General features: G+C 69.6%; 6 protein-coding genes. 2 read left to right on the top strand and 4 right to left on the bottom strand.

Annotated features, from left to right (window positions below; all coding sequences use genetic code 11):
- Positions 1 to 473: 473 nt before the first annotated feature.
- The 4 genes from A6A27_RS10440 to A6A27_RS43100 all read right to left on the bottom strand — a co-directional run bounded on the left by A6A27_RS10440 (position 474) and on the right by A6A27_RS43100 (position 11,401).
- Positions 474 to 947: a mycothiol transferase gene (locus A6A27_RS10440; RefSeq protein ID WP_241825216.1), complete on the bottom strand. Its 474-nt coding sequence runs from the start codon at positions 945 to 947 to the stop codon at positions 474 to 476.
- 154 nt (positions 948 to 1,101) lie between these two features.
- Positions 1,102 to 7,230: a DNRLRE domain-containing protein gene (locus A6A27_RS10435; RefSeq protein WP_143193963.1), complete on the bottom strand. Its 6,129-nt coding sequence runs from the start codon at positions 7,228 to 7,230 to the stop codon at positions 1,102 to 1,104.
- Positions 7,231 to 7,360: 130 nt separating this feature from the next.
- Entirely contained in the window at positions 7,361 to 10,582 is a 3,222-nt protein-coding gene (locus A6A27_RS10430) for an AfsR/SARP family transcriptional regulator (protein ID WP_073834347.1), read from the bottom strand.
- Between the two features lie 201 nt (positions 10,583 to 10,783).
- Positions 10,784 to 11,401 (bottom strand): helix-turn-helix transcriptional regulator, encoded by a 618-nt coding sequence (locus A6A27_RS43100; RefSeq protein WP_073834346.1) that lies wholly within the window; start codon positions 11,399 to 11,401, stop codon positions 10,784 to 10,786.
- Positions 11,402 to 12,141: 740 nt separating this feature from the next.
- On the opposite strand from A6A27_RS43100, the gene A6A27_RS10415 reads away from it, so the two are divergent.
- Together A6A27_RS10415 and A6A27_RS10410 are read left to right on the top strand one after the other, a co-directional pair.
- Positions 12,142 to 12,981: an SDR family NAD(P)-dependent oxidoreductase gene (locus A6A27_RS10415; RefSeq protein ID WP_241825215.1), complete on the top strand. Its 840-nt coding sequence runs from the start codon at positions 12,142 to 12,144 to the stop codon at positions 12,979 to 12,981.
- Positions 12,982 to 13,167: 186 nt separating this feature from the next.
- Positions 13,168 to 13,689, top strand: a complete 522-nt coding sequence (locus tag A6A27_RS10410; protein WP_206745058.1) for a cyclophilin-like fold protein — start codon at positions 13,168 to 13,170, stop codon at positions 13,687 to 13,689.
- The last annotated feature ends 155 nt before the right edge of the window (positions 13,690 to 13,844 follow it).

Raw genomic sequence — 13,844 nt, 5'->3', positions numbered from 1 at the left:
AAACGCTTCGAGGTCTTTCTACTGCCCGCAATGTTTGACCCCGCTACAGCACCGTAAAGCCCCCGACAAGCGGACCGTCGCGGGCTGGAAGTGGGCCATCTGCCCCAACCAGTCCTGCCGCTGGCAGGGCGACCGTGACCACGGCGCATGGCGGCGGATCGCCGCCCGCGGCCTCACCCATCAGGGCAAGACCGTCATCGACAAGACCAGCGGGCAGATGGTGATCCGCTCGGTCGTGGACACGCGCGAAGCCGCAGCCGTTGTCACCCCGAGCACCTTCAAGACCAGTCGGAGGGATCGGTCGAAGACCGGCCCCACCCGGCCCCGCACCTCACGCCCCGCGCCCAGGCGACGCAGGGCACCCTCCCCCACCCGGCCCCACAGCCGAGCGGGAAAGCGTCCGGAGGGACACGCACCAACGGACCGGCCGAGGCTGCCCCGCGCAGCCCACCGACACCAGAGCGTGAACACGATCAGCACACCCACCACCACCGGCCACCGGCCCCGAGGAGCCGCACTGGGCGCGGGATTCCATCTCCACGCCCATGCAACTCCACCACGGTGGGAAACGATCCCGGAAACCCCATCCGACTCAGGATCGCTAAGCTAATCAGAGACGCTTTGCGGTGTGCGTGCTGGACGGTGGCGATCGTGTCGTCGTCATCGAGGATTAACGACTCCTCAGACGTCGCAGGGATGCCGATCTCAGCGCGCGACTGGCGCGTGACGGCTTCGTCGAACCAGACCTTCTCGACGAAGGTCGCGTGCTTCACAAGACCCAGGAGCGTGGTCCGGGAGGCCACCAGCGACCGGCGCGCCTGTTCCTCTGTCAGCCCGTCCAAGCAGCCGTTGAGCGCGCCGCGGTGCTCGTCGAGGAACGCCTCGAACTGGGCACGGGCTGGCTGTGCGATGACGTGGTCGGCGAAGGTAGGCGGGTAGGAAGGCATGGGCGGAGCATTCCAGACCGTCGCCCAGGAGAACCAGCGGACGTGCGGGCGAGCCGGCGAAGTGGACGGGCATTCTCGGGGCCGGTACGGCGGTGGCCGCCAAGCCTGGTTGGCTTGGCGGCCACCGCTGGGCCGAGCTGCGCGACAGCAGAAGCTAGCGGCGGACTCGGATCGGACGGTAGTAGATGTAGGTCTGGATCCAGGTCAGGTATCCGCCGAACTTCGGGACCGGCATGGGAATCCAGGGCGTCGTCTTGCAGCGCCACACGCAGTGCTTGGTCTTGAAGGAGAACGACCGCTTGGTGAGGATCTGGTAACCGACGATCCAGGTGCGACGCTTGCTGGTGTATATCCAACGGAACAGGCGCATGTCGCGCTGCCGGAACTTGATATACACGCGGTAGATGCCCCGCTTGATCTGTTTCCAGCCGCTCTGCCACACCTTGTTGGGGAGCCACTGCCACTTCCCCGTGGCGTACTGCCCGTTGAGGTCGGTGCAGTTGACCGGGTCGCCGACGCAGTACTCGTAGTTGTTCGCACTGCCACCCGGCACCGGATCGACCTGCAGGAACCGGCCGGTGGTGGGGTTGTAGAGGCGGACACCCATCAACAGGATCCCGCCCGGCGTGTCGGCGGCGCGCTGTTCGGCGCCGAGCCAGCCGTACCGCTGGTTGCCCACGTTTGTCGAGTCGAGCGGGGTGCCGTACTCGGTGGCTTCGCTGGTCCTGCTCAGGCCGGCGTCGTTGCCGCTGATAGTGGCGACGATGTCACCGTGCAGGTTGGCGATCTGCCAGTCGACCACGCCGGTGCCGCTGTTCCAGGTCCCGGCCACGCCGGCCAGCCCGCTGACCGCGCGGGTGTAGCTGCTCGGCGTCTCCTGCGTCCAGACCGGGCTGTCCTCGTCGTCCGCGTAGTGGTGGATTGAGGTGGCGGCCGCACCCGAGACGTTGTCGGTCCACGACCGGACCCGCTCGCCCTCGACGTCGATCAGGTAGTCGGTCGTGCGTCCGCCCTGGGTGATGGTGTCGACCAGGTCGGTGGCGTGGTAGGTGACGGTCACGTTGCCGCCGGCCGGGTTCGCGGTGTCGACCGCCGGGACGGTGGTGGTGCGGGCGAGCGTGTCGTAGGTGTACCCGGCGGTGTTGACCCGGTCCGCGGTGTCGTAGGTCCAGGTCCGGGTGGCCGCCGCCGTCGTGGTCTGGCATGACCCGTCCGAGGCCGGGGCGTACTCCGTCGACGACGTGCGGTTGGTGGCCGCGTCGAAGGCGTACGCCCGGGTGGTGCAGCGGTCTCCCAGGATGTTGCGGACCTGGGTCAGCCGACCGGCCGGGTCGTAGGCGTACTCCTGGTTGGAGAGGGTGGAGCTGTGCACCCGTACCTGGTTGTGGGTCGAGGTCTGGACGGATTCGCGGTAGAGGGTGCAGTCCGCGGCGCCGCAGCCGGTCCTGAGGTACGACCGTCCGACCTCGGCGCCGGTCGCGTCGATGTCACGGCTGACCACTACGCCGTTGGGCCAGCTCTCCGACTTCAGTCTGCCGTCCCCGTCGTAGCTGCCGGCGAACATGCCGGCCTGGCTGTCGTTGACGGAGGTGAGCAGGCCGCGTCGTTCGCTGCCGCCGTCGTAGGTGTAGGTGCGGGTGGCCTTGCCGTCGGTGCTGGTGGCGACCCGGCCGAGCAGGTCGTACGTGGTGGTCGACACGTTCCCGTCGGCGTCGGTGTACGACGTCAGCCGGCCCAGGCTGTCGTAGCCGCGGATGATCTGGGCGGATACCGTGCCACCGCTGATCGACTGGGTACGCAAGAGCTGCCCGCTGGCCTGGTCGTAGATCCTACGCACGACCGGCACGGTCGTGCCGGGGCCGGTGACCACGGTCTCGTAGGCCCGCCCCGCGCCGTCGTACGTCGTGGTGGTGGTGCGCAGCGTGGCGGCACTGGTCTTCTCGGTGACCACTCGGGGCTGGTTGAACATGTCGTAGGTGGTCACGGTGGCGGGCACCTCCGGTCCGCTGGCCGCCTGGCCGCCCGGCTGCACCCGGCAGGGCAGGTTCGCCCATTCGGGCCGGAGGTCGCACTCGCTGTAGCCGGAGCCGGAGGTGGCCCGGTAGTTGATCGCGCGGGTGGTGGCCGGGGTGTTCGTGCTGGTGCCGCCCGCCGGGGTGGTGTTCAGCACCTCCAGCCCGGTGCCCGGGTCGTAGGTGCTGCGGGTGGTCTGGCCAAGGCCGCCGGGGTCCACGGTGGTCACCGTCGGTTCGCGCAGGGACCAGTCGTACTTCGTCGTGGTGGTACGCAGCTCGGCGTCGGTCTCGGTGCCGGTCGGTCCCCAGTAACGCACCAGCTCTTCCTGCTTGGTGACCAGGTTGTACGGCCCGCCCGTGAGCGGCGCACCCTCGTCGTAGGTGCTCCGGGTCATCGGTCGGCCGCGTACCGTACTTCCGTCGGCCAGCATCACGTCCCGCTCGGGATTGAGGGTGTAGAGCAGCCGCTGCCCGTCGCCGCTGAAGACATTGCGGATGGAGTAGCTCTGCGCCAGCATCGTCTCCCGTGCCGCATCGTCGGTGGACGAGTCGGCCAGTGCCCGGGCCCGGTTGGCCGCCGTCAACGAACGCACGGTGTTGCCGAACTCGTCGTACCAGGTGGCGGCGATGTATCCGCCCGGCGCGGCGGCGTTGACCTCGCGGGCGTTGGCGTCCAGGTACGTCACCGATGCGCGCTCCCAGGACGAGGGCATGGTGCCGGTGGCCGGGTTGCCGTTCGGTATCTGGTTGGCCGGGAAGATGGCCGTGGCGTCGGTCGGCGCTTCCGGCTGACCCCACCGGGCGGTCTGCCCGGGCGACAGATCGTACGGCGCACCGGCACCCGAAGGCGGCACCTGGTAGACCATGGTGCTCGTCGCGGTACCCGCGGCGAGCGCCGTGCGGGTCACCTTGTGCAGCCGTCCCGCGCCCGGGTCACCCGGGACCGTGGTGTAGCTGAACTGCCACGACTCCTCGCCCACCGGCTTGGTCGCGGTGAGCACTCCGGTGGCGTCGTAGTCGTACGTTTTCCACAGGTGCCGCGTCGTGCCGGCGTCGGTCCAGTCCAGCCGCGGATCCCAGGCGGCACGGAGCCGGCCGGTGTTGTCGTACGCGTACCGGGCCAGTGGCACGGTACGCATGGCCGGGGTGGGCAGATCCGGGTCCCAGGCGGTGAAGGAGATCTCCTTGACCCGGCCCGGGTAGTCACCCCAGGTGGCCTCGGTGGTGCCGGTCGCGGTGGCGGTGGTGGCGTAGGTGAAGGTCAGCGCCCGGCAGCCCCGGGTCAGGGTGGCGCAGTTGACCCCGTCCGGCACCGGTGCCAGCATCCGGGTCGGCCGGACCACTTCCGCCCCAGCGAGGGTCACCCGCTCCCAGCTGTACGTGGTGGTCTGGTTGCTGGCTGACTCGGCCACCAGCGTCGGGAAGTACTTGCCGGTCGCGGTGCCCGCGACGCGGGTGAACATCACGGTGTCGCCGTCCTCGTCGGTCAGGGCGTAGGAGTCGGTCGCGCTGTCGTACGTCAGCATCATCGACTCCAGCCCGATCTCCGGGTCGAAGGCGGTGCTGGTGCGTTTGGTGAAGCCGATCGTGTCGCCGTCCGGCAGACCCACCTGCACCAGCGACCCGAACACGGTCAGCGACGTGTAGTTGGCCTCAGCCCCGTCCACCGTCGCACCGGACACCCAACCCGGGCCGAACATGTTCGCCGAGTCGGTCTCCGCCGCCCGTCGGCTGTGGTACGAACGCTCCACGGTCAGTTCGGTGCCGTACGAGGCCACCGACACATCGCTGTCCGACAAGGTGTAGTTGCCGGTGATCAGGTTCACCTCACCCGGACCGATCTTCTCGGCCGCCGCGGACGCCTGGTTCCGGTCAAAGGTGATCTTCACTGCGCCCGAGGACGCGGCTGTACCGCCGGTGAAGCTGCCCCGTACCTGCAGGGGGCCGTCCCGGGGCACCTGCTGGGCGTCCACCGCGGCGAGGGTGGCCTCGACGTCCCAGTTCAGCTTCGGGAATTGGCCCCCGCCGCTGGTCGGCAGCGGCCAGATCACCGCCGCGCCCCCGGCCGCGACCGTCACGTGCCCGGCCGGGATGTTGGTCCACGTGTCGCTGTCGCCGCGCCGCCACTGGTAGGTCACCCCGGTGGCGTCCGGCCGTCCCACCCCGCTGATCGCGGTCTTCGCCGCAGTGATGTCACCGGTCTTCGGTGCGGTCACCGCGCCGCCGCCGACCGAGAACGCGTAGGAGCGGATCGGCGACAGGTTGCCCGCCCGGTCGCGGGTGCGTACGTACAGCGTGTGTGGGCCGTCCGAGGTCGGCGTGATCGAAATGGTGGTGGCGGCACCGAGACTGGGCGCGTTCACGGTCTGGTTCGGCGGGTTGACGTCCACGCCGTACTCGTAGGCTGACACGTCGGCGACGCCGCCGGCGCCGAGGGTGAAACTACCGGCAGTGCCCGCCGCGCCGGACCACGCACCCGAGGGGTAAGCCGTCGAGGACACCGACGGCGCCACCCTGGGCGCCTCCGTGTCCACCGTGAACTCACACCACTGCGACCACGAACCCGCCTTCGTGCCGTCACTGCCCTGTACCCGCCACGCGTACGAGCCGTCCTCCACGAACGCGCCGGGCGGCACGTTCGTCGCCAACCACGACCCGGACGCGCCGGGCCCCTCCGTGGCCGAGCCGATCAGCGACCCGCCCGCGACGGACCACTCGAAGGTGGCGTAGAGCGACGCGGCCGCGGAATCGGTGATCTGCGCCCGCAACTGCGGAGTCAAACTCGCGATGTACGGCCGCTGCGCCCCGGTGGCGCACACCGTCGTCGGCGCGGTCGCCATCGCGGTCACCTGCGCCCCCGACTGGTAGGTGATGGTCACCGACGGCGGGTAGGTGCCCTCCTTGGAGTTGAACCGCTTCCAGGTGTAGCTGTCGGTCTCACTCGTCGCCCGGATACCGATGGTCGTCTTGGCCAGATGCCCGGTCGCGGTGCTCTGGAACGCGCCGGTGACCGGGATCGTCACCCAGCCGCCACCGCAGGCGCTGCTGTAGCCCTTCGTCTGCGTCGACGTACCCACCTGCTGCAACCAGGCCGGCTGCGCCGTCCACCGCACCGTGCTGGTGACATCACCGACCCGCCACGCCTGCCACTCCCGCGCCGTACACGAGTACGAGTGGTGATTCCACAGGCTCAGCGTCGCCGACTGCACCTGCTTGTCCCACAACCAGTTCATGTTGTCGAACCGCAGGAACGACCGTGCCTTGTCCGTTCCACCGTTGTAGGTACCCAGCTTCAGCTCGGTCGCCGTCGACTGATCCGACGTGTACGTGTTCTGCACGAACGCGTCGAAGTTCGGCCCGATCGACTGCGACGGGTCGATCGTCACCGGATACACCGTCGACTCGTCGGCCAGGAACTTCGCGTCCGGCGTCAACACCAGCCCGGTCCGCTCGCCCAGGCCGTCCAGTCGCGTGCCCACCGGCGCCCGCCGCACGTGCTCACCCGAGGCCGGGTCCACCCGCGCGTCCCACATCAGCGCCGGCAACTCACCGACCCGCGTTGCGGTCGCCTTCCCGCCCGACGGGCGCCACGGCATCCGGAACTGCCGCACGTGCGCGGCAGCCTTGCGGTCCTTGACTACCAGCAACTGCTCAAATCCGGTACGCGTCGCCGACACGACCAGGTCGACACCTGGACGCACCTCGGGGTACGTCGCCTTCGCGCCTTCCAGCACCGGCGTCGGCAACGCGCCGGTCCAACCCAACGTCGAACGCCGTCCCGCCGTGCCCAGCGACACTAGGTCGTGCTCGCCGGGGCCGGCCGGCCCGGACAGCGTCAGCCCGGCCGGGTGTGCCTTCGGCACCACCGAGCCGTCCGCCTTCCGCTGCAGGGTCAGGTCGACGGCCACCCAGCCGCCCTGGTCATCGCGCATCCGCACCGGCCCGGCGCTGACCTTCGCCTCCACCGACCCCGAGGGCAACGCCCAGAACTCCGTGGTCTCCGTCGTCAGCCCGCTGATCAGCACCCGTTTGCCGGTCATCCGCGCCGTCACCACGGCCGCCGCCTCGTCGGGGCGCTCCAACGGCTCAGCCGGTTGCTGCGCCTGGGTCACCGGCGGCCTTGCCTGCGCCGGGCGCGAGACCACGCCGGCCAGCAGTGCGGCCACCAGCGTCGTGGACAGGCCGACAGCCAGCCCGTAGCCGACCTTCCCCGTGGGTAACTGATCGAGCCGAACGCCTGATCTCCGTCCGCGTGCGCGACCTCTCATCACGACCTCCCTCGGGCGCAGCCGATGGCAGATCACTGCCATCAATGGGGTTCTCGCCCACGCGGACCGTAGGGCACGTGCCGGCAGGACGTCGTGTCCCCGATTTACGGGACACGGGACGGGGTCAACGTCAGGGACGCCGCGCGGCGTCCGCCCCTCGTCGCAATCGACGTGCTTGCCTGAGTAGCGCCAGGGTCCGGATCTTCGCCCGCCGCTGGCCCGACCTCCGCTGCGTCTGCAGGGCCTGCTGGCAGTGGCTGATGCATTGATCGGGGTCACCCATGCCGAGGTAGGCCGCGGCCAGGGCAGTGTGTGCGGCGGCTACCTCGACCATCGCCCCTGATTCCGAGGCCAGGCTCAAGGCCCGGGACGCGTAGCGGTGCGCGGATCGGTACTCGACGAGCGCGCAGTGCGCCTCGGCGAGCGTGAGCAGGACCTTGACGTGACCGCCGCTGTGGCCGGTACGCGCCGCTACCTCCAGTGCGGTGTCGAGCCGTGCCACCGCGGTCGAGACCCGGCCGGCCCGGATCTCGATGCTGGCCAGTCCATTGAGTGCGAGCATCTGGAGTCGCGGGTTGCCGGTTTGCTGCGCGATGTCCAGCGCCTCGTCCAGCCCCTGCTGAGCCTCTCGGTGCCTGCCGGCATCGCGATGGACCTCTGCCGCCGTAATCAACGCCTCCGCCGCCTCGTGGCGCAGCCCGACTTCCCGGCAGATCGCCAGCGACTCACGGACGGCGGCCAGGGCCTCGTCGAGGCGGCCCTGTTCGCGCCGGAGTTCCCCCAGGTTGATGAGGGCTATCGCTTCGCCGGGCCGGCGACCGACCCGACGCAGCAACGGGATAGCCACGCTGAGGTACCGTGCGGAGAGTTCCAGGTCACCGAGATCCTTGTAGGTTCCGGCAATGTTCTGGAGGCTGGCCGCCTCGCCAGGTTCGTTGCCGATCTCGCGGTCGAGCGCCAGCGCCTGCGTGAACCGGTCCAGAGCCGGCCGCAGCTGCCCCAGGTGTGCCAGCGAGACGCCCATGCTGCGCAGCGTCGTGGACTCGCCCGGCTTCCACCGCGCCTGCCGGTAGAGCTCCACGGCGCGCTCATGCTCGCGGATCGACTCGGCGAACTCCGCCGCCTGGTAACGCAGGAAGCCGAGGCAGAAGCGCATGGCCGCCTCGCCGACCACATCGCCCTCCGCTATCGCAGCGGCCAAGCCCGTCTCGGCGATGGCCAGCCACTGGGGCCGCGACGCCGTCAGATACAGGTGACTGCGCAACGCGTCCGCGAGATGCCAGGCCAGCTGACGCAGCCCCCGCGCCGCCGCGTGGCGCAGCCCGGCGACCACGTTGTCCCACTCTGCGATCATCCACTCCCTGGTGCCGGTCACGTCGGGGAACTTCACCGGCACTACGCCGGCCGGTAAAGGTGGGCGGGGCAGTCGGGAGACGGCCGGGACGGTGGCGGTGGCGGCCTGATCGGTGGTGTGCAGGTAGAAGGCGAGCAGGCGGTCCACGGCAGCGTCCCGCTGTGCGGGCGGATCGTCGGCGGCGAGTTCCGCGGCGTATTCCAGCAGCAGGTCGTGGCAGACGTATCGACCGGCCGCGGTGGCCGTGATCAGGTGTAGCCGGGCCAGGGTGTCGAGCAGTTGGCCGGCGTCGTCCACCGCCATCCCGGCGAGCGCGGCGCCCGCTTCGGCCGACCACCCGGCCGGCGCCGGCACGAGGCCCAGTAGCCGGAAGAGCCGCTGCGCCGGGCGCGGAAGCGCCCGGTAGGACAGGTCGAAGGCACCTCTGACCGACGCCCGTCCGTCACCGGAAACCCGCAGGCCGGCCATCCGCCCGCGCCGGGTCAGCTCGTCCACCTGCCGGCGGATCGAATGGTGCGGCTGGTCAGCGAGCCGGCCGGCGGCGATGCGCAACGCCAGCGGAAGGTGGCCGCACAGCCTCGCCAGCTTGGCCGTGGCGTCCGGATCCGCCTCAATCAGCTCGCCGCCGGCCGTGTGCGCCAGCACCTCGATCGCGTCCAGCGGTGGCAGCACGTCGACCGTCATGCGGCAGGCACCGTTCAACGCCACCAGGCCACCAAGCCGATCCCGACTGGTGACCAGGGCGAGACAGCCAGGGCCGCCGGGCAGCAGGGGTCGCACCTGGTCCGGCTCGGCCACGTTGTCGAGGATGACCAGCAGCCGCCGTCCGGCGAGGGCCGAGCGGTACTGGGCGATCTGCGCATCGCCCCCGACCGGAATCTCCGCAGTCGCCACCCCGAGCGCATGCAGCAACTGCGGCAGTGCGTCCATAGGCGAGATGCGGGCACCGGGATCGAAGCCACGCATGTCCACGAAGAGTTGACCATCCGGGAATCGATCCATCGCGGTGTGGGCCCAGTGCACGGCCAGGGTGGTCTTGCCGGCGCCGGCTGGACCCACCACCAGTACCGGGCCGTCACCCCGCGCGGCGAGCGCGTCGAGCTGCTCCAGCTCCCGCACCCGGCCGACGAGCCGTCCAGGGGCCGGCGGCAGCTGGCGCGCTGGCATCCTGGCCGGCGGCGACGACTGGCGGACGGTCGACGCGGCCGACCGCACCGCGGGGAGCGGCGGGTTCAGCGCTGGGTCGCCGGCGAGAATCTGTTGCTGCAGACGCTGCAGCTGTGGCGTCGGTTCGAGCCCCAGCTCTTCGACCAGGCGCTCCCGCAGGCGGGCGTAGAGTTCGAGCGCATCACCACGCCGGCCCGACCGGTACAAGGCCATCATCAGCTGGGCATGGGGCCTCTCCCGCAGCGAATGCCCAGCGACCAGATGCCCCAACTCGGCGACGAGTTCGGCGTGTCGTCCCACCGCCATCATGACCTCGGTACGGTCTTCTGCGACCCGCTCCCGCAGCTCGGTCAGGCGCGCCGCCTCGGTGTCGACGAACGCGCCGCTCACGCCGCCCAGCGCCACGCCACGCCACACCGCGAGCGCCTTGTCGTACTGCTCGACCGCGATCTCCGGCCGGCCTCGGGCCGCCGCCTCCTTGGCCTGGTCGACCGCGTGCCGGAACCTGTCCACGTCGATCTGGCCGGGGCTCGCGCGCACCAGGTATCCGGGCTGCCTGGTCAGAATGAGCCGTTGACCTTCACTTGCGAACGCTCTGCGCAGCTCGGATATCAGCAGCCGCACCCGCGCCTCGGGTGACGCTGGCAGCCGCTGACCCCAGACCGCTTCGGCGAGCTGCCTGGTGGCGACTACCCGATTGGCATTGAGCAGCAGGACTACCAGCAGCGAGCGCTGCTTTCCGTTGAGCGGGAGCTGAATGCCGCCCCGGTACGCCTCAACCGGGCCGAGGAGGCGGAACTCCCACTCACCGTCGCCGCCCACGATGGTCACATTGTTTGATCCTGCCCCACCCGATCCCGGACAACAAGATCATAAATTTGTGACCGCACATCGGCCGATTGTTCATCCCGTTTCTCCGGCCGGCCCCCGAACGGCCCGAATCTGGCAGACGTCGCTTTGTGCATTCAGTACGCACGGCCCGGTCCGGTCATAACCGAGGGGCACCAGGGCGCAGGCCGGTAGCACGACCGATCAGGAGGCGTCGGCCGTCGCCTCCGGGAACGCACCGACCAGCGCCGCCCGCGTCAGCTCGGCCTTGTTGCCGAGGTCGAGCTTGGACCTGACGCGCTTGACGTAGGTGTCCACGGTGTGTCGGCTGATGCCCAGTACCCGGGCTATCTGAGTGTGCGTCAGCCCCCGTGCGATCTGCCGGAGCACCTGCCGTTCACGCATCGAGAGCGGGACGGACTCGACACCAGGCGGATTCGGCTGGCCCGGCGGCTGCGCCCTGCCGAAAAACCGTCCACCGTCGGCCACCGCCCGGACCGCCCGCACCACGATGTCGGCGGGCGCGTAGCGGTCCACGTAGCTCACCATACCCGAGCCGGGGCAGCGCTCGCCGGGCGTCTGGTGGCCGCCAAAGGGAGCGAGCACCAACACGGGTGCCACCAACGACACCTCCGCGGCGAAGGCCCAGAGGGTGCCCACCCGGACCGCTGCCGGGTCGACCAGAAAGATGTCTGCCTGCCGGCAGTAGTCCCCGTCCGTGCTGGATCTGACCTCAATTACCTCGAAACCCTCCACCGCCAGCAACCCGGCGAGCCCACGGGCGAAGACCGGGCTCGTATCGAAGATGCTGACCTTGTTCATCCCGCCTCCTCCTGATCTTCCGCGCCGCCATCCGATCCGCCGCGGCCGGATCATCGGCTCGCCCGCCATGAGGCAGTGCCCGGTGGGCATTCGGGCATTCGGATGAATCGCTGCGTTGAGTCTCGCCAGCGCCTGCATAAAGGGCGCATGTTCGCCGCATACCAGGCGCTTCGCACCACCTTGAGGGCGACCTGATACGCCAACGCGGCGGTGCAGCGGCGAAGCGGATCGCCCCGCCGTTGGCCCGGTAGGCGTCCCGGACGTGCCAGAAGTCGCTGAGGTGGTCATCGTGGACGCCCCCGTCGCCGCCTCGTGCACCCACCTGGTCATGGTCGCCGGCGGCCAGCTTCGAGTTCGAGGTGTTCAGCAGGATCTCCCGATCCTGGGTGGCCGGCCTGCTCGCGCTCGGACTACTCACCCCCGGCGATGCTGTTCGCGCCGCCCCTGGCCGTAGGCGGCCACCGCCGTGCTCTTCGGGGTCGTCGTCCTTGCCGAACTCCGCGCCCACCGCGAAACATCCGAGTAGCCCACCCCATCGATCTGACCTGCGGCCCGACGTCGGGATGCCTTATCAGTACACCTTCCAGCAGAAACTCCTCGCCCGGTCGTGAAATCGGGTTTGCTGGATAGCGCCTACCTCGGCCATCGGCCTGCGCCGGTTCACGGTGGGAGCGCAGGGAACGCATCGCTGACATGGTCGCCGCCGATGTCACCGGCACCGATGCGTCACCTGGCCCTGCATGTCCCGCCCGACTCACCCGCCGAATCGCCTGCCGACGGACCTGCTGCTCATCGAAAGGGCAACCGCAACGATGAACCCGAACTACGACTTCACCGGCCAGGTCGCCCTGGTCACCGGCGCCAGCTCCGGCATGGGCCTGGCCACCGCCCGCGCTTTCGCCGAGGCCGGCACCGCGGTCGCCCTCGCCGACATCAACCGGGCCGCAGTCCAGACCGCCACCGAGGCGCTGGCCACCGCCGGTCACCGGGTGCTCGACGTGTGTTGCGACGTCACCGACGAGGCCAGCGTCGCCGCCGCCGTCCGCTCGACGGTCGAGGAGTTCGGCCGGCTCGACATGGCGTTCAACAACGCCGGCATTCAAGTTCCGCCCAGCGATGCCGCCGATGAGCCTGCCGATGTCTTCGACCGGGTCAACGCCGTCAACCTGCGAGGCGTGTGGGCCTGCATGAAACACGAACTCGCCCAGATGCGCAGCCAAGGCAACGGCGCCATCGTCAACTGCTCCTCTCTCGGCGGGCTCGTGGGCCTGCCCGGCCGCGCCGCGTACCACGCCTCCAAGCACGGCGTGCTGGGTCTCACCCGCAGCGCTGCCCTCGAATACGCGCCGCGCGGTATCCGGATCAACGCGGTCTGCCCCGGGACTATCGCCACCCCCATGGTCACCGACATGATCGACAAGGGCGAGCTCGACCGCGCCGAGGCCATCGCCAATCAACCCATCAACCGGCTCGGCGAACCCGAAGAGATCGCCGCCGCGGTGTTGTGGCTGTGCAGCCCCGGTGCCAGCTTCGTCATCGGCGTCGCACTTCCTGTCGACGGCGGCTACACCGCACGGTGACATCGCGCCTGTGAACAGCACGACCTTCATGGCCTTCATCGTTCGAGCGGGGCGTCAGAGGTGCCCTGCCAGTACGTCTCTCGACAGGGACTCCCTGCGTGCGGAGGAGGCAGGTTGCATAGCAACGGACTGTCCACGGCCTGAACGGGCGAGGCCTGACTGGAAGGGTTTCATCGCATGCGGAAGGTGAATCTCAGGGAGGCGGCAGCGCTCCTGCTGGCCCTCTCCCTCGCCGCGTGCGGTGCGCCTTCCACCGGCGAGGCCACTCCCACCGCCGCGCCGGGTTCCTCGTCGGCACCCCGGAGCAGCACAAGCATGTCACCGCCCAGCACCGATCAGGCCATTGTGGGCACGGTTGTCCGGTTCGCCGTGGGCGCGGAGGCGGTGAACGTGACCATCGGTGAAGACAGCCCCGCCACCCGTGACTTCCTGAGCATGTTGCCACTCACCCTCACGCTCGAGGATTTCAATGGCCGCGAAAAGATCGCCGATCTTCCGCGCGCTTTGCAGTACGAGGGGTCGCCAGGTTCAGACCCGAAGGACGGCGACCTCATCTACTTCATTCCGTGGGGCAACATCGGCTTCTACTACAACACCGCCGGCATCGGGTATTCCGATCAGACCCTTCACCTCGGCACGTACGACGCCGCCGTCGAGGAACTCGAACGCCTCGAAGGCCGAGAGGCGACCGCAGCGATCGTACGCTGAACTCAACACTCCGCCTTCTCGTCCGCGGGAAGCACAGGCCGCTTGTCTCCATAGTCGCTGGCAGCCCACGACGCAAGCAACGGCAACCGCTCCGTCGAAAACGACCCGGGCTCCATCCCCTCGGTGGCGGCACCGCCGGCGAGCCGGCGGCGCGC

The organism is Micromonospora sp. CB01531 (assembly GCF_001905095.1).
Classification (GTDB): domain Bacteria; phylum Actinomycetota; class Actinomycetes; order Mycobacteriales; family Micromonosporaceae; genus Micromonospora.
This window is presented reverse-complemented; position numbering and strand designations above follow the sequence as displayed.